Origin of the sequence: Mesotoga sp. H07pep.5.4, from assembly GCF_003664935.1 — a bacterium.
Lineage (GTDB): Bacteria > Thermotogota > Thermotogae > Petrotogales > Kosmotogaceae > Mesotoga > Mesotoga prima.
In genome coordinates this window covers 1-17,703 of sequence record NZ_JFHM01000030.1, presented here as the reverse complement: position 1 = coordinate 17,703, position 17,703 = coordinate 1, and the positions used below count along the sequence as shown (strand labels likewise).

Here is a 17,703-nt window from a genome sequence, read left to right as displayed (position 1 = left end):
TTCCGTTTCCTTCCTTCTTAAACTAAGAAAATATGATCTTTGCTCCAATTCATGATTCTATCCTGTAAATCTTGTATGCAAAACTGGATTGATCTATAGATAGCTGCAGAGAGAAGTCGCCTTTCGAATCAAACTCAAAAGAGCCTAAAATATAGGAATCGACATCCCTTTCGTAACTGTCGCTCCAAATCTCAAGTAAGTAAGTGCCCTCATCAAGAGCAGAAGATTCAATAACTACATTTCCAATTGTCTCTTTGGAAGCGACCCATCCGATCACCGAGGTGAGATTTTCGAAACTATTCCCGCTACATGTATGAAATATATCTTTATCTGAACTAATGATGATTTCGTTATCAAGATTGATTCCCGAGAAATCGAGCCAGTCGATTCCTTCGGATTCTATGAACTGTGAGATCGGTTTCAGAACTTGCAGCAGATAATCAGGCATGAGGTGTGGAGAAGTATATGGCCACCGCATTCCGATTCCAGTACCTCCCGAAGCAAGGTGGGCCCAGGAAAATGCCTTATAACAGGCCGTATCGAATCTTGAGGGTTGAGGCCATCGATCTATGGGTCCGCTCTCGCTGTCCATGAATGGAATAGAATCGTTGAAGAGATAATTGTGGTAATTTATGTTCATTACGACGTCTTCGGCGATCTTTATGGGATCCTTCGGATCCTTTATCGTGTCAAAATAGAAATGTGTAGTGAAGAAATCAATGTGATCGAATCTGTAGAGCTTTCCGGACAGAATACCCGTAAGGGCAGGCTTCGCAGTCGAGACTGTCAGGAGGTGAGTTTCTCCGTAGAGATCTCTCTCCAACGCCCTTATGAAAGTCGAGATCTCTTCGATCCATTTTCTCGCTTCATTGCCAACTGAGTAATCTGCCTTATAGAAGATGTGACCGTACCACAACTCGATTTCGTTGTTTAGCTCCCATGCAAGAATCTGCTCGCTTGCTCCATATCTTTCGATCATGAACTTAAATCTGGCCTTCTGCCATTCCAGCGCTTCTTCATCTGTAAGAAACTCGGCCATTGTAGATATCGGGCCGCCGTTGTCGGCGTTGTAAGGATTTACATCCCAGTTTTCATACATCCAGAAAGGGTCCCAGGGCGTTATTATGAGGTAGATATTGTACTTCTCGGCAAGAGAGATTATGTTGTCCCATATACCTATTACGGTGTCGTTGTATGTTCCGAGCGGTGACTCGAAAAGTGATAGACCAGACCTGTCCTGTGCATATTCAAACATGATCCTCAGTGTATTCACTCCATAGTGGGAGAGCTTCTCGAAGTACTCCTCGGCGGCCTCCTTGTTGCCATAGCTCAGAGAAATCAATGAAGGCCAGGTTATTGCGTCATTGAATCCTACAGGAACAATCGCTCTTCCGTTGTGTTCGAAATACTTCCCGGCAGGTGATATCTTGACAAACGAAGCTATTCCGCTGAAAGCCACCGCCAAGAATATAAAAATCACGAATAGTCTCTTCATGAGCATTACTCCTTTACTCCACCGCTTATGTCTATTCCCTTAATGTAGTACCTCTGGACCAGGAGGAATATTAGTATTGAGGGAACGGCAACAAAGAGAGCACCGGCCATCAAAGGGCCGTACTGCGTAACGTACTTCCCCTGAAGTGTCGAGATTCCTACCGGCATGGTCCTCTTCTCAGGAGAGTAAAGAACGACAAGCGCCCATAAGTAGTCGTTCCAGTTGGACATGAAGTTCATCACCCATAGAATGATTATTGACTCTTTCGCAAGGGGCGCTATAATGTAAAGGATTCGCTGCCTGATGTTTGCCCCGTCTATTATAGAAGCCTCTTCGATTTCTCTCGGAATGCTTATGAAAAACTGCCTCAAGAGAAAGATTCCAAAAGTGGAGGCCAGACCCGGAACGATTATCGCTATAAGACTGTCTGTCCATCCAAAGGCTTCTACCGTAGTATAGTTGGGAAGAAAGTGAATCATCCCAGGTACCGCCATGGAAACCAGCATCAGCTTGAAATAAGTATCTCTGAATCTGAATTTCAACCTTGCAAGAGCGAAGGCGGCAAGAATCCCCACAAACACTGAAAGGCTTGCGTAGCTCACGGCGGCGATCACACTGTTCAAGAACCACCGAAAAACTGGAGTATCGTGAGGATGTGACAGAACCTCTTTGAAGTTCGAAGTTGTAAGGTTTCTTGGCAAGAAGTCAGGCGGCCAGGCCAGTATCTGGGCTTCAGTTCTGAATGCGGTCAGGAAAGTCCAGTAAAGCGGGAAAAGGAATATGAGAGAGATCAGTAAAGCAACTATGTTTATTCCAAAACCTCTTCTCCTCATCGCCGGTCCTCCTTGCTACTTCTTGTGAAGAGATAGTACTGGAGGAAGGTTACGGAAACTACTATCACTCCCGTGATTAATGACATGGCTGTTGCGTAACCCATTCTCGGCCTCGAAGGATTAAATGCCTCTCCATAAATGTGGAGCATTATCGGAATCGTCTCCCTCCCGGGACCACCGCCAGTCATCAGTTGAGGTTGAGCAAACAACCCGAATCCGGCAAGTACCTGAGTTATGACTACAAACATCATCACTTGCTTGAGACCGGGAAGCGTTACATAGAAAAACCTTTGAATTGAATTTGCCCCATCGACCTTGGCAGAATCATACAGAGAATCGGGAATCTTTTTGAGCCCGCCCAGAAGGATCACGGTGTTCCAGCCTACTGTCCACCATACTGTCGCGATGACAATAGAAAACCAAACCCAGGGTAGATCTGTGAGCCAGGGGACTTTGTCGATGCCGAAGAAACTCAGAACGTAGTTCAGCAGGCCGGAGTGATTGTTCAATATCCATCTCCACATTACAGCCACGACGGTTACGGAGAGCGCGGTAGGAACAAAAGTCGCCGTAAGATGCAGGCTCTTTGCCTTCAGCTTCTTGCTGTTTAGCATAAGAGCCAGCCCGGTTGCAACAAAAACAAGCACGGGTACAGAATAGATAACGAATTGAACGGTTACCCATATTGCCTTCCAGAAGTATTCCGATCTATATCCACTGAAATCGAAGATCTTCTCGTAATTATCCAACCCGACATATTTAATCATGCCTTGAAACAATCCCCACTCTGTGAGGCTCATATAAACACTCTTGAATAACGGGAAAATGAAAAACACGCCAAAGAACACCGCATGGGGCAGAATGAGAATATATGGAATAACCTTCTTTGTTCTCAAGAGAACCTCCTCGATGAATGTCCCTTCCGGAAAACCTCTCCGGAAGGGACATAAGGTTCAGTTAGTCTTGAAGAATTTCGTTGCTTATTCTTTCCGCGTCGCTAAGAGCTTGTTCAACCGTTTTTTGTCCCAAAATGGCAAGGTTCAACGCTTCCCATATCGGGCCTGTAGCATCGCCGTACTTTGGGAAGAAAGGCGGGAAAACAACGTATTCAGCACCTTTGGCAATTGTGCTGTGATACGGCAAGGACAGGAACTCTGGACTATTCTGAACAGAGATGTTAGCGGGAATCTGGCCTGCAAGTGCCCATTCGTAGCTGTGATTGCTTATCCAGCTTATGAACTTGGCAGCGGCCTCAGTTCTTTCTTTGTCCTGTTTTCTCTGTTTGTAGATGACCATAGTGTGAGAACCGGCCCAGTTTGCCGGCTTTTCAGACCCTAATTGTGGGACCGGCCCGGCGCCGAAATTCAGACCTTCAACTTTCATGTAGTCAGTCAGCATCCAGATTCCGTTGAATTCCATTGCGCAGGTACCTCTCTTGAAAGCGTCGATGTCTGCGTCGACCTGTACCTTTTCTGGCGAAACCTTATGCTTGAAAACCAGATCCACCAAGAACTGCATTGCATCGATTCCGGCAGGACTACTGAAGGCGGCCTTCGTCAAATCTTCGTTGAACAGCACTCCCCCATTGGAGAAGAAGGTAGAAAACCATATGAAGTAGTTAGGCCAACCTACTGGAATCATTGTGCCCCACTGGTCGATTGTTCCGTCTCCGTTAGTGTCCTTCGTAAGAAGCTTCGCGGCCTCAACGAATTCATCTCGAGTCGTCGGAGGATTCTCTGGATCAAGACCGGCCTCTTCGAAAAGGTCCTTGTTCCAGTAGAAGACGAGAGGATGGACATCAAGTGGAATTCCGTACACACTTGAGTCTACATGAACGGCATCCCAAACCGAAGAGACTATGTCTCCCTCTTTCATGTTCATGATCTCAAGGTACTCATCCAAAGGTAGAAGCATTCCCTGACTCACAAAACTTCTGATGTTGTCCACATGGGCAATACCAACATCCGGTCCCTTTCCGCTTGCAAGTGCTATGGGCACCTTTGTGTTATAGTCCGCCCATAGCATGGTGCTCATGTTTACCTGAATCTCGTCCTTGTGTTCTTCGTTGAACTTGTCGACAAGTTCCTGCATGAAACTACCGTCGGGCCCTGTAAAACCCGTCCAGTATTCGAGAGTGACTAATCCAAAAGCAGAGACTGAGAAGAAAAGTAAGGCTGACAATGAGAAAACAAGCAGTTTCTTCACAAAAAACCCCTCCCTTGTTCGGTTATTCCTACCCAGAGTCTCTAACTCTGAGAACAGGTTTCTGCACATATCTCTTCTCTCTAATTTTCTTGCCTTTGATCATCTTGATGAGCATCTCGGTACTGGTTCTTCCGAGCCAATCCTTATCAAGCGCAACGCTAGTAAGGGTTGGACAAACATAGACCGAATAGGGTATGTCATCATATCCGACCACCGCAATCTCTTCGGGAACTCTTATACCCTTAGAATGTAGTAGGGCGATTATCTCGAGAGCATACATGTCGTTGTAGGCAAAAACTGCATCGCAAGTTCCGCTGGATTCAAGATACTCTAGAACAACTTTCCCGGCGTTTTCTGGAGAAGATTTGAGTTCGATGGCCGAATTTGCAGATTCAGCGGAATATTCCTGCAGCGCCTTTCTATAGCCGAGACTTCTTCCCCGGGTAGGGAAGATATTCATATCCGGTTGAACTGTGATAATGTTTGAGCGTCCCGCTTCGAGCAGGTGTCGAGTTGCGATGTATCCCCCAAGTTCCTCATCATTGTAGACTTCACAGAAATCGCTCTTCTCGAAGTGCCTACCGACTATTACAAAAGGTACCTTGATACCATCCATCTCGACAGGTTTCGTATCATCGACAGGAGCGATAAGGATTCCGTCTACTCCCTTGTTCTGCAAGAACTCGATCGCAAAGACCTGTTCCTCGTAATCAGCAGCAGTGTTCACAAGAAGAAGGTGGAATCCATGCTTCTTAGCTTCTCTCTCCATTCCCTTAACGACTTCCGCGTAAAAAGGGTTAGTATTGTCATCAATTATTACTCCGAGCAACCCAAGCGTCTTTCCCTTTAGCGCCTTCGCCATCATGTTTGGCGTGTAACCGAGTTCCCTCGCTCTATTCTTAACCTTCTCTCTGGTCTTCTCATCAACATCCCCCTTATCATTCAGGGCTCGAGAAACAGTTGATACTGAAAGCTCAAGTGACTTTGCAACATCCTTTATGGTGATTCTAGCCATTCGGGACACCTCCAAATTCACCAACGATGCCGCAAACGTTTGCGGAAACGTTTGCATTTATTCTAACACCTTAGTAACTTAGGTCCAAAGCAATTCTAGAACGACTATGGGCGTTCTGGGACATCTATAACCGAATAATTCAGAATGATTCGATTATTCTGTTAATATCATGTGATGGCAGTTTCTAGAGAGGCAAGACGTAGATAAACATCATCAGGAGAAAGGTAAGGTTGCCAAGCATAACCATGATATGCCAGATCTCATGGTTACCGAACTTACCGGGGAAGGGATTCGGTTTCTCACGTATGAAGATCACCGCGCCCACAGTATAGAAGAAGCCGCCGAGAAGCAGAAGGAGGATTGCCGATTGCCCCAGACGTATGTAAACACTGTAGACCATGGCAAGCGACAGCCACCCCATCGAGAGATAGCCCGCCATCGAAACCCATAGCGGCATAGTGGAGAAGAAAACAGACTTCAGCACGATGTTGAGGATGGCAAGTCCCCAGATTATCCCGAAGACCGTCCAGCCAACCCAGCCTCCTACTACAACGAGACAGAAAGGGGTGTAGGTGCCGGCGATAAGCAAGTATATTGCGCTGTGATCGAGGATCGCGAAGATCCTGTAATACTTTCTGAACCAGAGGAAGAAGTGGAGAAGACCGCTCAAGGTCATTGAAACGACGACGGTCGTTCCGTATATCGAAAAGCTTACCAGATGGAGCCACTTCTGTTGAATGGCAGAAAAAACAACTAGCAGGACCAGCCCTGCGAGACCAAGAACGGCAGCCAATATATGGCTTATCGCATTGAATCCTTCGTTGGAGTTTTCGCTGGATACCATTGGATCGACTCTTCGGCCTTCAACTGTATTCATGAAGCTTCCTTTCTGGAAAAGTATTTGATCTTCTATTATAGACCATTCCATGCTTCGCTTCAGGGAAGCGGTGCTATTCTCCAGCATTCTCTAACGTTGCATCAGATTGAATCTACTCGAAAGAAGCATGGAAAATCTTCAGAAAGCAGGTAGTCGAAAAATCACGAAAGCGGATATTGTTGAAAAAGGACAGACTCGGTTTTTTGCATTAGATTTACGTGAATCCTCTAGATAATTCATGAATCTTTCCGATGCTTATTTTCTTCTACGCTACATTGATCATGTGAGGAAGAGCAATAATGTAGGAATAAGATCCCGTGCAGAAACCCTGAACCAAAGCTGAAAAGGGACTCGGTTTTTGAAAAATCGATTTGCTAATGTTTGAAGACCTTAGTAAAAGCAGCCGGGCATGATACTTGTCAAGCAATCACAACAGACTTTCATGAAGCCTAAATCGACATCAAACCACCCAATGAAGAAGATTGACTGAATCTAAGAATATCGAGCCGCGGCTTTCACTGCCTCGATCAAGTTTGTGGGATCGGCGATTCCCTTTCCGGCTATGTCGAAGGCCGTTCCGTGATCCACGGAAGTTCTAAGAAAAGGCATTCCCAGGGTTATTGAGACCGTCCTCTCGAAATCGAGGGTCTTCGTTGCAATGTGTCCTTGATCATGATACATAGAGATGATGGCGGAGAAGACACCCTTCCTCGCCATATTGAAGATCGAATCGGCACCTATGGGACCAACAACATCTATGCCCTTCTTTCTTGCTAGTTCTACTGCCGGAATAATCTCTTCGGTTTCTTCGCTTCCGAAGAGACCGCCTTCTCCCCCATGAGGATTGAGAGCCGCCACACCGATCGGCTTCGTCAGCTGTATTCCAAGCCGTTTCAGAGCAGCTTCGCATCTCAATATGTAATTGTAGACCCTGTCTTTCTTGACCATTCTACAGGCGTCTATTAGCGACAGGTGTCTGGAGAGAAAGAAAACTCTCATCTCTCCCGCGATCTCGAACATCGTCAGGGGATCTATTGTCTCCGTCAGGGCGCCGAGAATCTCGGTGTGCCCCACATAAGGTATTCCCGCAGCCTTTAAAGAAAGCTTGTTTATTGGGGCGGTTGTAATTGCAGACACTCTTCCCTCTTCTGCCAGCTCTACCGCCTTCTCGAGAAATTCAAAAGCCGCTCTCCCGCATGCTCTATCGACTTTTCCATACTCCGGAAGTCTATAGAGGTTTGCCATGTCGATCAAAGAGAGAGTTCCCGGGGAGAATTCCGTCTGATCGGTTATCTCGGAGACCGTCTCTATTTTCATGCCTAAATGGTTTCTGTCTATTTCTCTTTGAAGAGTCCCGAACTCACCTATCACAATCGGTCTGCAGATCTCGAAGATCTCTCCACTGGCGATGGTTTTCGAGACGATTTCCGGCCCAATCCCAGCAGGATCACCTTCGGTAATGGCTATTGCAGGTTTATCTGATATCCTTTCCGGTAAAACCGGCTGCTCCATGGGTTTCAGAATCAATCGTAACCTCCAAGACCTCTCTTCGTATGAAACTGTATCACTCTCCGAATACTTCCGTCCTGATTCTCGTCATATACCAGCTGAAAAGGTCCACGCAAATTTCGGCGGCCAGCTTGTTCTTCTCAGAGGCGGCGGCGAAGAGCTTCGTCCCAATCGAAGCAATGAAGTCAAAACCGCAGCATCTTCCCTCTTCACTCAAGTCTTTCACAATCTCCATCATTCTTTCGAAATCATCCGTGACAAGCGCCTCTTTTAGGTACTCGACATCTCTGTGTCTCATCAACAGGAAGTTATCAACAGTACCTTCCATACTGGCCTCAATAGTTACGATAACCCTTTCCATCTGCCACCTCCAAGAGACAATGCAGTGATCACAAAACTCCGGTTGACGGGATCATCTGATGTCGTGTTTACTACTTATATCATGATTCTATCCGATTAGTCTGTTTTCATGAAGTCAATTTCCCACCTAAACCACACTCTTGAGTAAGTAGTCTCAAATTAGCGGGTTTTCATGGATGCTCTTGTATTGAAGAATTTCTGATATTTTCTCAGTAAAGGTAGTTTGTTTGCGTGGAAAATGGAATTTTGCAGGATCGATCTCTTTTGTCTTGCATTGAGGCCGGCATAGTGTTGAATTCTGGCAATGAGCTCTACTGATCTTGCCTGTGCAATGGTTTTCGGAGTTTTATTTTGGATTAGTACATATTGTATAATCATACTAACAATATTGGGCATAAGTTCTTGTTCTTCTTTATTTCTATGAACGGCAAGCGCGGTCTTTACCGGGTTTTGTTTGATCTGTGATATTTCTATTGTGTTATACCGTAAGTATGTACTCAACTTTATTTTGTAGGAGGGGAAAGTATGAAGAAATTCTTGTTACTGGCTTTGGTCGCGATCATTGCTGTAAGCGCATTTGCCGGCAAAGTCACAATCTGGAGCTGGCGGACGCAGGATGCTCAGGTATGGGAAGAAGTCGAAGCGGCTTTGAAGAGCAAAGGTCTCGACATCACGATCGAATACACGGCATTCGCACCAACGGAATACGACTCGAAGGTTGCCCTTGCTCTCCAGACCGGCGAAGGTCCGGATATCGTATACTCCAGAAGACTTCCCGGAGGAAGGACTCAGGTTCTGATCGAGAATGGCCTTTACCTTCCAATCGACGAGTTTACGGATATGTCGAACTTCCCGCAGGCCGCTCTGAACTCAGTTACCTGGCAAGATAAGGTTTACGGAGTTCCCTTTGCAGTCCAAGTAGTTGGAATATTCTACAACAAAGACTATTACGAAGAATTCGGACTAGAGGAACCTGCAACATGGGATGAATTAGTCGCCAACGCTGAAGTTATCAAGAACAAGGGAATCACACCGTTTTTCCTCTACGGGAAGGAAGCTTGGGCACTCACGATGCAGCACGCGATGTGTGGTGTCAGTGTGCTTGGACCCGACTGGATAAAGGCGTTAACAGAAGGCAAAACAAACTTCCTCGATCCAAAGTTCACCGATCTGAACAAGAGACTGAACGACCTGAAGGTTTACTATCAGGACGGTTTCATGGGAAACACGACTGTAGATCAGGACGCGGCATTTGCCTTCGGCCAGGCAGCGATGGTGTTCTACGGCGCCTGGGGTTACCAGACATGGAAAGATCTGAATCCAGATCTAAATGTCGGATATTTCATGGTCCCACCACTTACCGAGGATCAGACACCTTATGCCTACACGTATCTCGACGGAGCCATAGCATTGACATCTAATGTCAAGAACCTCGAGGACTCCAAGGAGATAATCAAGTTCTGTGCTACACCTGAATTCGGAACGATATTCGCCGGAATCACCTACAACATCCCTGCCGTTCTCGGAGCATCGATTCCACCGGATCCTCTTCTTGAAGAAGTTCTGGATGTCTACAACAACAACGCTTCTCCATGGGTCTACTGGGTAGGATCTGTCTTCACGACACAGAAGCCTTCTCTGTACGACGACGTTCTCAGCCCGGGAATGCAAGCTCTTTACGCAGGCAAGCTTACCCCCGAAGGACTCTCTCAGATGGCTCAGGATGCAATATCTCAGTGGTACCCACCTTTGATGAATCAGTAAACGATAGATTTTTTCTCTTCCCCGCCGGTAGGCGGGGAGGAGTTTATAGAGGAGAACGAAGATGCAAATAAAACTCAGATACCTTCTCGTCTTCATCTTACCTGCTCTAATCCTGTATTCGATATTCATAATCTATCCGCTGTTTGACAGCTTAATTCTGAGCTTCTTCAGCTGGTCGGGCGTGGGGCCGAGAACCTTCGTCGGACTGAAGAACTTTCAGACTCTCTTCTCCGGAAGCTTTTCCAAGGAGTTGTTCAACGCATTTTTCCACAACGTTTACTTCTTCATAATGCTCACGATTCTCGAACTTGGACTGGGCTTTTTAATCGCTTTGATGCTGGCAAGCAAGATAAAGGGAGCCGGAGTATTCAGGGTAATCACGTATATCCCGAATATGATACCCCTAGTTCTGGTCGGCTTCATGTGGGTTCTCTTTCTGAATCCTCAGGCCGGACTGGTGAACCAGCTCTTAAGAACTGTCGGACTGGGGAGTTTGGCCCAACCCTGGTTAGGTCAGGCAAACACAGCTCTTACAACAATAATTCTTGTAAACGTGTGGCGAAATCTCGGATTCTATGTGCTTGTAATTCTGGCGGCGATTCTGGATATTTCACCCGAACTGATAGAAGCCGCCTATATCGACGGAGCGAACAACTGGAGGATAACCTGGAGAATCATATTCCCGCTGGCATTCTCCACATTCAGAACGCTAGCAATTCTCCTCTTCATCTGGAGTTTCAATATATTCGACATGGTATATGCTCTGGAAGGCGTTCAAGCCGGTCCCTACAGATCTACAGACGTTCTCGGAACGCTTTTCTACAGAACGGCCTTCGGTGGACTTGGTAGCGGAGCCGTTGATATGGGGCTGGGGGCTTCGGTAACGGTCTTCATTTTTGCCATAGTCATGCCCGTCTCTATATTGTATGTCTTCATAGTCGAGAAGAGACAAAGGAGTTCATGAATCATGCTGAAGCTTAGCCTTTTCGGTAAAATCGTAGTCTACTTCCTTCTGGTTGTTTACTGTTTGATCATTCTGGTTCCGTTTTTCATTATGATCATGAACTCTCTCAAATCAATGAGAGAGATCTATTTGCAACCATTTTCATTCCCGTCGAAAGTCCTCTTCGAAAACTATTCGAAGGCATGGCAACAGGCCGGAATAGGAACGGGTTACAAGAACAGTTTGATCGTTGCCGGGGTATCCGTCATCGGTATTGTAATTGTCTCTTCGATGTTCGCTTACGCGATTTCGAAGTACACTTTCAAAGGAAGAAGATTCCTCTTTATTTACTCTATGCTGGGTCTGGCTTTTCCGGCGAGACTCGCTATTATTCCTATATTCATACTGATGCGAAACTTCGATCTGACGAACTCGCTACTGGGACTGATAATAATCTACACTTCAATCAACATCCCGTTCTCCGTATTCCTTCTGAAGAATTTTATTGACGGAGTCCCTAACGAGCTTTCAGAAGCTGCAAGAATCGACGGCGCTTCTCCGATGCAGATTTACTGGAGAATAATTCTTCCTCTGGTCAAGCCTGCCCTGTCGATAGTCTCGATCGTCAGCTTCGTCAACGTATGGAACGACTTCTTCTTCCCGCTCATCTTCATCACGGATAGATCGAAGGCGACAATCACTCTGGCAGTTTCGATCTTCTTCGGGGAGTATGTGAACCAGTGGCATCTTTTGTTCTCGGGGCTTACGCTGGCCGTCGCTCCAACGATAATACTCTTCCTGTTGTTCTCCAGGCAGTTTATAACGGGCATGACGCAAGGAGCAATAAAGTGAGGTGCTGGGTATGAAAGTTAAGCTTGGTATAGACTGTCTCTTAGAGAGCGACATACTGAAGAAGAAACGGATCGGGTTGCTGACGAATTCGAGCGGCGTAAACGGAGATCTGAAAATCAACGTCGATCTCATGCTGAACGGGGGATTCAACATCGTGAAGCTTTTCGGACCCGAGCACGGTATCTCGGGAGCCGCAGCCGATGGAGTGAGCGTCAACAACGCGGTGGACCCAAAGTATGGTATACCGATCTATTCGCTCTTTGGAGATGTGATAAGACCGACGGAAGAGATGCTTTCCGGAATCGATGCCTTCGTTTACGATATTCAGGACGTAGGTCTTAGATTCTATACTTATCTCTACTCCCTCGTCTATTCAATGGAGGAGTGCGCGAAAAGGGGGATAGAGGTAGTCATCCTCGATAGACCAGATCCGCTTTCATGCAAGATCGCGGGCCCCACAATAAAGAAGAGGCTTGACAGCATTGTCGGCGGGTATGGCCTGGCTCTGAGATATGGCATGACCGTTGGAGAGGTGGCAAAGTACTTCAACAAGGTCTTCGATATCGGTGCCGATCTTACAGTAGTTCCGATGGAGAATTACGAGAAGTATATGTACTATGATGAGACCGGTCATCTCTGGAGCACACCTTCCCCGAATATTCCCTCGCTCGAGCACGCAATACTCTACTCGGGCTTCTGCCTCTTCGAGGGCACGAACCTGTCAATGGGGCGCGGTACTGTTCATCCCTTCAAATACATAGGAGCGCCATGGATCGACTCGGCACCGCTCTATAAGGAACTTAAAGAGCACGATCATCCTGGTGTTGCCTTCAGAGAGAGGAGTTTCATTCCGGGAGCATTCAAGCTTCACGACCAGCCCTGTAATGGCCTCGAGTTCTATGTTACTGATAGAAACGCAATCAAACCTTTGGAACTTGCCCTAGATATTATCGCCACTCTCATGAAGCTTTGGCCGGAAAAATTCGACTGGGATGTTCATTATCACGGAACCAGCATCCCACTGAACAAGATGTGGGACGGCAGGTACCATTTCGACCTTATAATGGGCGACGAGCAGTACAGAGAAAGGCTCCTGGAAGGAGCCACGGCCGCCGAACTTTCCGGGTTGTGGAAAGACGAGCAGAGAGAGTTCGAGAATCTAGTAAGAGAGTTCAGGATCTATTGAGTTTCTCGAATGCCTGCTCGGCAAGGATCTCATCGACATTGCCCGTGAATAGCGTTGTCCTGTGATTGTTTATCATCTCTGAATACTTATTGTTATAGTAGGCCGAGGCAAAGGAACCACCAAATGTATGGATGGTTTCTACCTCGCCTGTTTTTTCCAGGACATTGAGTGTTCTCTTTGCGAGTATCTCTATTCCTTCGTCAGCGATTCTTCTTGCAAGCCCGGTGGGGTTTTCAAGCGCCACCCTGCTGAAAGACGCTATCTCTGTCTTCATGTCGGGCATGAGGGTGAGGTTTACGAGCTCTTCAATAGTACTCATTTCGAAGAACTCGACCAATTTGTCGAAGATGGGGTCGTGAGGAATCAGACCGTCCCTATACTTCAGAGAGGCAGTGATCAATTCCTTAGAAATCCAGTAGGCGCTTCCCTCGTCATCGAAGATATGGCCCCAGCCGCCGGACTTGACGGCCTTTCCTTCCCGGTCATGACCGTAGACTGTCGATCCCGTTCCCGAAACGACCACGACACCTCTAGCCTCTCCGACGGCAGCTCTGTACAGACCTTCTATATCCATGATAACTTCAATCTCAATATTGCCGAAAACATAATGCAGCGCCTGTCTCAGCTTTTCTTCGCGAGTCTTGTCTCCAGCGCCGGAGAAGGCCGCGACTATGTAATCGGGAATTCCAACGTCGTCTCGAACCAGCGAGAAGATCGATACTAAATTCGCGCTACTGACAGCCGTAATATTGACTCCGGTGCCATAGTTCTTCCTGAACCTGGCCTCGCTGGATATGCAAGTGACTCTAAGATTCGTCCCGCCTCCATCCATCGCTATTATCTTTCTGGTCATTCTACTCTCCTCACAACTTTAAGTCTGTAACGGTCGCCTCTGTATACGGATCTCACCACTTCAACACAGATGTTCTTGTCGGTAAATGTCTGTCTCTCGCGTCTTATTCCATAGCTGTTCTCGTTGACCTTGAGGTGCTTCGCCTCTTCTTTCGTCAGTCTGCAGACCTCGATGTTCTCCAACGCGTGATCGAGAACCAGTGAAAGTTCGTTCTTCAGGATATTATAAAGCGATGCCTCGCTCATATCTCTGTTCACGATGTTGAGAATCCTGATATCTGCCAGCGGGTTCAGGTAAGCCCTTTCAATTCCGTAGGGCTCGTCGTTGAGATATCTTACCCTTTCCAGCAACACAACCATGGCGTCTTCGGGGATGCTGAAGAGCTTTGCGATTTCTTCTGGCGGAACTACCAGTCCATCACTCAGGACAACGGATCTTGCCCTCTGCTTGTCTCGGAGAGCTTCCTCGGTGAACCCTGTAAGAGAGCTTATGCTCTCCTCTCGCTTCTCGTCGACAATAAAAGTTCCCCGGCCTTTGGAAGACTCGATAACCGACTCTCTTTTGAGCTCGTCCAAAGCCCTCCGAAGCGTCAGCCTGCTCACGTTGAATTCATTGCAGAGCTCCTTTTCGGTCGGAAGTCTCTTCGAATAGACTCCCTTTCCTATCCGTCGTTTAAGTTCTTTATATATCCGGTAGTAGACCGGAGCTCCCGCTTCTATCAACTCACCCCTCCAAGTTCTTTGAGAGCCGAACGCACATGACCCCTGTTGCGTTTGAGAGATTCCTCACACTTTTCCTTTCCGAGACCGGTAAGGGCCATGAGAATCGCAAGAGGTACCTCTCTGCCTGAGGCTTCCAGTATCTTCTCCGATTCTTCGTAAGAGAGATCGCTGATCTCCGAGACTATTCTGGTTGCCCTATCCACCAGTTTGCGATTGAGGATCTTCACCCCTATCATGTAGTTTCCGAAGACTCTGCCGACCTTGACCATCGTGACAGTGCTGATCATGTTCAAGACCATCTTCTGAGCCGTTCCTGCCTTCAACCTTGTGCTGCCGGTAATCACTTCGGGGCCGGTCCTGACGGCTATCGTAACATCGGCAAGCTCGGTGAGTCGGGGAGTCCCGACGTTGCATATCAAGATGGTTCTGGCTCCCTGCTTTCTCGCGTACTTCAGTATTCCTTCCACATAAGGTGTCCGTCCCGAAGCCGAGATCCCCACTACCGCGTCCTTTTCAGTTATATCTACCTTTTTTGCTTCTTCTTCGCCTAACTCGATGCTGTCCTCGGCTTGTTCGACTGCATTTGCGAGGGCTTCCTGGCCCCCGGCTATCATGGTTACAAACAGGTCTTTCGAAACGCCAAAAGTGGGAACGACCTCCGCAGCATCAAGGACACCTAGACGGCCGCTTGTGCCCGCACCGGCATATACGATCCTTCCTCCCATTTCAAGAGACCTGACGCATAACTCAACCGCAGAGGCAACTTCATTGAGAACCTCTCTAACAGACAGTGGAACTGTTGCATCCTCTTCGTTCATAATTCTAAGCATCTCGTACGTCGATAGCTCGTCTAAATTCCTCGTTCTGGGATTAGATCTCTCCGTCTCCAGTTGATCAAACTTCATCCTAGACCTCCTGCGGTATCTTTATCGGAAGTTTCCCTTGCGCTTTGATCGTGCCGTCTAGAATCTTCTTAAGGCTCCTTTGCGAAACCGCTTCGTAGCCGTAGCTGATTATGCAGTTCTTAACGCCCTCCAGGAAAGCATCATATGGGTTTCTCAATGCTATTACCAGCGTTCTTCCCGTCCTTTGCGAAAGCTTCAAAAGCAACTTTCTCTGACCTTCGTGAAGGTGAGCGTTCTCCGTAAAGACCAACATTACTCCCTTTCCCGGGGAATCGGCAGCCAGTCTGTCCGCTTCTTCGACGGTTATGTTAGGCGAGAAGTCAATTATCGGACAGTCTGCCATCTGCGCGATCTCTCTGGCCACAGTGGGAACTCCCTTCTGGGGACCGTCTTCAACTTGAACCAATCTTGAAAGCCTTACAGAGAATATTCCGCTCACACTCTCGATTGGAAGGGGAAGAAGAGAACTGTCTTCCAGAATGGCCGTGATAGATCTGTCGGAAATCTCCTGCATCGCATTCAGACTCTCCTGGGAGGCGATCTCTTCGATCGAGAACCTGTCGGCACTGGTCGCCTCTACCCGGAACTTCTCAACTCTTTGTAGAGATTCCTGGAAACGCTTTTCCAGCTCTGGCGATTTTTCTATCTCTCTAATCAGAATCTTCTTGACTCTTCTCTGGACAACCGGATCGTGGCAGTAAGTCAGATAATCCATTCCATTTCTCAGACCCTGTATAGCGGCTTCCTCTGGCGTGAAGTAGTTGCTCACTCCCCCCATTCCCAGATCATCTGCGACAAGGACCCCGCGATAATTCAGCACGTTCCTGGCAAGATCCGTCAATATCTCTCTCGACATCGACGCCGGAACCCGGGACGCCTGAAGCTGAGGCATGTATATATGCGAAGGCATTATCGAATCTGCTTGAATTTCCTTGAATGGTCTCAGTTCGTATTCATAAAGCAAAGATTGGGGGATGTCCAGAATCGGTAAATCCAGATGAGCGTCGACATCTACCCTTCCCTTGCCGGGAAAATGCTTCAAACAGCTCATCACTCTTTCACTCTTCATACCCTCTACAAAGGCCCTTGCGTAGGCTATAACCTGATCCGGAGAATCGCCGAAACTCCTTACTCCGATTCCCGGGTTTTTGGGATTGCAGTTAATATCGACGACGGGAGCGAGATTCCAATTCACACCTATGGCGTTCATCTCTCTGGCAAGTATTCTTCCAACAACGAAGGAGTTTTTAGTGCTTCCAGTGGCGGCTATTGCCATAGCTCCGGGCGAAACAGAGAAGCCGTCCCTCAGTCGGCTTACTATCCCGCCTTCCTGATCGATAGCAATTGCGGGCTTGTACCCAAGGACTCTTTGAATGTCATCTACGAGAGCCCTTACCTGAACAGCATCAACGATATTCTTCGAAAAGAGAATAACCGCTCCGGGTTTGACTTCTCGAAGTGTCCTTTCGGTCTCGCTATCGATTTCCGGACCGGGTATTCCAATCAAAAACAACCGTCCTACGGCTTCGTCGAAATTCATTCTGAATTCTCCTTGGTTTTCATACGATACAATTCTAGTTTTTATTACCTTGTATTGTCAATTGTAAATTTGTATAGTATGAATATACATAACCTTAGATTCCGCTGCTTATCGATCATATTTGACTATAGTTCCATTTAAGTAACCGAGGGAAAACTTGGATACAGATAGAAAATGCGATAGCATTGCTGTTGGAAGAACCGTGGTTGGGGGTCGGAGATTGGGGGTTGGTGGCATCAAGATCAGAAGTGATGCTGCCTCCGGCAGGAAGTGAGGCTCGCTGGCGCGAGGAAGTGATGCCCGGAAGAGCATCCGGGGAAGTGATGCTGGCGCTTAAGCACCAGGAGGCAAAAACCAAAGAAAAAGAGCAAGCAAATTAAAGTAATCTGATCAGACGGACTTATTTTGTCATCTGAAATGCTCCTGTTCAGGATCTGGGCTTTTGAGAAACCGAGATTAGAGGTCAGTAGTCAGAGGTTGGAAGAGCGACAAATCAGTTGCAAGTTGTGAATTGTGAGTAGAAAAGTCCAACAAAACGGGTCTCGAGTCTAGGGTTTCGTGAACACAAGTGTTTGAACCATAACGACCCCCAGTGCTATTGAGACCGTCATCCCGAACTTGTTTCGGGATCTGGTGCGCCCGGC

Annotated in this window: 17 protein-coding genes; 5 read left to right on the top strand and 12 right to left on the bottom strand. The window is 47.3% G+C overall.

The window, feature by feature from the left end:
• Window positions 1–49: 49 nt before the first annotated feature.
• The 8 genes from Y696_RS12415 to Y696_RS12380 all read right to left on the bottom strand — a co-directional run bounded on the left by Y696_RS12415 (window position 50) and on the right by Y696_RS12380 (window position 8,295).
• A complete protein-coding gene (locus Y696_RS12415; protein ID WP_183084234.1) occupies window positions 50–1,495 on the bottom strand; it encodes a cellulase family glycosylhydrolase in 1,446 nt (481 codons plus the stop codon).
• A 5-nt stretch (window positions 1,496–1,500) separates the two neighbouring features.
• Complete coding sequence (locus Y696_RS12410; protein WP_014731927.1) at window positions 1,501–2,328, bottom strand: carbohydrate ABC transporter permease; 828 nt, start codon at window positions 2,326–2,328, stop codon at window positions 1,501–1,503.
• Window positions 2,325–3,224, bottom strand: coding sequence for a carbohydrate ABC transporter permease (locus tag Y696_RS12405; protein ID WP_014731926.1), 900 nt, complete (start codon window positions 3,222–3,224; stop codon window positions 2,325–2,327). Before Y696_RS12405 ends, Y696_RS12410 begins: the two co-directional genes overlap by 4 nt.
• A 61-nt stretch (window positions 3,225–3,285) precedes the next feature.
• Window positions 3,286–4,533 (bottom strand): ABC transporter substrate-binding protein, encoded by a 1,248-nt coding sequence (locus Y696_RS12400; RefSeq protein WP_183084233.1) that lies wholly within the window; start codon window positions 4,531–4,533, stop codon window positions 3,286–3,288.
• Window positions 4,534–4,561: 28 nt separating this feature from the next.
• Window positions 4,562–5,548: a LacI family DNA-binding transcriptional regulator gene (locus Y696_RS12395; RefSeq protein WP_183084232.1), complete on the bottom strand. Its 987-nt coding sequence runs from the start codon at window positions 5,546–5,548 to the stop codon at window positions 4,562–4,564.
• A 184-nt stretch (window positions 5,549–5,732) separates the two neighbouring features.
• Complete coding sequence (gene trhA, locus Y696_RS12390) at window positions 5,733–6,425, bottom strand: PAQR family membrane homeostasis protein TrhA (RefSeq protein WP_121510720.1); 693 nt, start codon at window positions 6,423–6,425, stop codon at window positions 5,733–5,735.
• A gap of 492 nt (window positions 6,426–6,917) precedes the next feature.
• Window positions 6,918–7,937, bottom strand: coding sequence for a 4-hydroxythreonine-4-phosphate dehydrogenase PdxA (gene pdxA, locus Y696_RS12385; protein WP_183084235.1), 1,020 nt, complete (start codon window positions 7,935–7,937; stop codon window positions 6,918–6,920).
• Window positions 7,938–7,989: 52 nt separating this feature from the next.
• The gene (locus Y696_RS12380) at window positions 7,990–8,295 is read right to left on the bottom strand and encodes a cytoplasmic protein (protein WP_121510701.1); all 306 of its coding nucleotides are present in this window, start codon (window positions 8,293–8,295) and stop codon (window positions 7,990–7,992) included.
• A 524-nt stretch (window positions 8,296–8,819) separates the two neighbouring features.
• On the opposite strand from Y696_RS12380, the gene Y696_RS12375 reads away from it, so the two are divergent.
• The 4 genes from Y696_RS12375 to Y696_RS12360 all read left to right on the top strand — a co-directional run bounded on the left by Y696_RS12375 (window position 8,820) and on the right by Y696_RS12360 (window position 13,039).
• On the top strand, window positions 8,820–10,058 hold the full coding sequence (locus tag Y696_RS12375; RefSeq protein WP_014731920.1) for an ABC transporter substrate-binding protein: 1,239 nt from the start codon (window positions 8,820–8,822) through the stop codon (window positions 10,056–10,058).
• Window positions 10,059–10,119: 61 nt separating this feature from the next.
• On the top strand, window positions 10,120–11,022 hold the full coding sequence (locus tag Y696_RS12370) for a carbohydrate ABC transporter permease (protein ID WP_099772406.1): 903 nt from the start codon (window positions 10,120–10,122) through the stop codon (window positions 11,020–11,022).
• 3 nt (window positions 11,023–11,025) lie between these two features.
• Complete coding sequence (locus tag Y696_RS12365) at window positions 11,026–11,853, top strand: carbohydrate ABC transporter permease (protein WP_006489409.1); 828 nt, start codon at window positions 11,026–11,028, stop codon at window positions 11,851–11,853.
• Between the two features lie 10 nt (window positions 11,854–11,863).
• A complete protein-coding gene (locus tag Y696_RS12360; protein WP_014731919.1) occupies window positions 11,864–13,039 on the top strand; it encodes an exo-beta-N-acetylmuramidase NamZ domain-containing protein in 1,176 nt (391 codons plus the stop codon).
• On the opposite strand, the gene Y696_RS12355 is transcribed toward Y696_RS12360, so the two are convergent.
• From Y696_RS12355 to nagZ, 4 genes are read right to left on the bottom strand one after another with little or no spacing between them, the layout of a single operon-like run.
• Window positions 13,026–13,892 carry a BadF/BadG/BcrA/BcrD ATPase family protein gene (locus Y696_RS12355; RefSeq protein WP_014731918.1) on the bottom strand — a complete coding sequence of 289 codons (867 nt, stop codon included), beginning with the start codon at window positions 13,890–13,892 and terminating at the stop codon, window positions 13,026–13,028. The genes Y696_RS12360 and Y696_RS12355 overlap by 14 nt on opposite strands.
• Window positions 13,889–14,614, bottom strand: a complete 726-nt coding sequence (locus Y696_RS12350; protein WP_121510699.1) for a GntR family transcriptional regulator — start codon at window positions 14,612–14,614, stop codon at window positions 13,889–13,891. The genes Y696_RS12355 and Y696_RS12350 overlap by 4 nt, the downstream gene beginning before the upstream one ends.
• Window positions 14,611–15,519, bottom strand: a complete 909-nt coding sequence (murQ, locus tag Y696_RS12345; RefSeq protein WP_006489414.1) for an N-acetylmuramic acid 6-phosphate etherase — start codon at window positions 15,517–15,519, stop codon at window positions 14,611–14,613. The genes Y696_RS12350 and murQ overlap by 4 nt, the downstream gene beginning before the upstream one ends.
• A gap of 1 nt (window position 15,520) precedes the next feature.
• A complete protein-coding gene (gene nagZ / locus Y696_RS12340) occupies window positions 15,521–17,059 on the bottom strand; it encodes a beta-N-acetylhexosaminidase (protein WP_006489415.1) in 1,539 nt (512 codons plus the stop codon).
• Between the two features lie 230 nt (window positions 17,060–17,289).
• Here nagZ and Y696_RS12335 point away from each other — a divergent pair, with 230 nt between their 5' ends.
• Complete coding sequence (locus Y696_RS12335; protein WP_121510719.1) at window positions 17,290–17,439, top strand: hydrolase-like protein; 150 nt, start codon at window positions 17,290–17,292, stop codon at window positions 17,437–17,439.
• The last annotated feature ends 264 nt before the right edge of the window (window positions 17,440–17,703 follow it).

What these genes read in the sequence shown, in the direction of transcription:
- trhA (WP_121510720.1), bottom strand. Translation starts at nt 6,425, where the DNA reads ATGAATACAGTTGAAGGCCGAAGAGTCGATCCAATGGTATCCAGCGAA.
- murQ (WP_006489414.1), bottom strand. Translation starts at nt 15,519, where the DNA reads ATGAAGTTTGATCAACTGGAGACGGAGAGATCTAATCCCAGAACGAGG.
- Y696_RS12375 (WP_014731920.1), top strand. Translation starts at nt 8,820, where the DNA reads ATGAAGAAATTCTTGTTACTGGCTTTGGTCGCGATCATTGCTGTAAGC.
- Y696_RS12395 (WP_183084232.1), bottom strand. Translation starts at nt 5,548, where the DNA reads ATGGCTAGAATCACCATAAAGGATGTTGCAAAGTCACTTGAGCTTTCA.
- Y696_RS12370 (WP_099772406.1), top strand. Translation starts at nt 10,120, where the DNA reads ATGCAAATAAAACTCAGATACCTTCTCGTCTTCATCTTACCTGCTCTA.
- Y696_RS12360 (WP_014731919.1), top strand. Translation starts at nt 11,864, where the DNA reads ATGAAAGTTAAGCTTGGTATAGACTGTCTCTTAGAGAGCGACATACTG.
- Y696_RS12410 (WP_014731927.1), bottom strand. Translation starts at nt 2,328, where the DNA reads ATGAGGAGAAGAGGTTTTGGAATAAACATAGTTGCTTTACTGATCTCT.
- nagZ (WP_006489415.1), bottom strand. Translation starts at nt 17,059, where the DNA reads ATGAATTTCGACGAAGCCGTAGGACGGTTGTTTTTGATTGGAATACCC.
- Y696_RS12365 (WP_006489409.1), top strand. Translation starts at nt 11,026, where the DNA reads ATGCTGAAGCTTAGCCTTTTCGGTAAAATCGTAGTCTACTTCCTTCTG.
- Y696_RS12380 (WP_121510701.1), bottom strand. Translation starts at nt 8,295, where the DNA reads ATGGAAAGGGTTATCGTAACTATTGAGGCCAGTATGGAAGGTACTGTT.
- pdxA (WP_183084235.1), bottom strand. Translation starts at nt 7,937, where the DNA reads ATGGAGCAGCCGGTTTTACCGGAAAGGATATCAGATAAACCTGCAATA.
- Y696_RS12415 (WP_183084234.1), bottom strand. Translation starts at nt 1,495, where the DNA reads ATGAAGAGACTATTCGTGATTTTTATATTCTTGGCGGTGGCTTTCAGC.
- Y696_RS12355 (WP_014731918.1), bottom strand. Translation starts at nt 13,892, where the DNA reads ATGACCAGAAAGATAATAGCGATGGATGGAGGCGGGACGAATCTTAGA.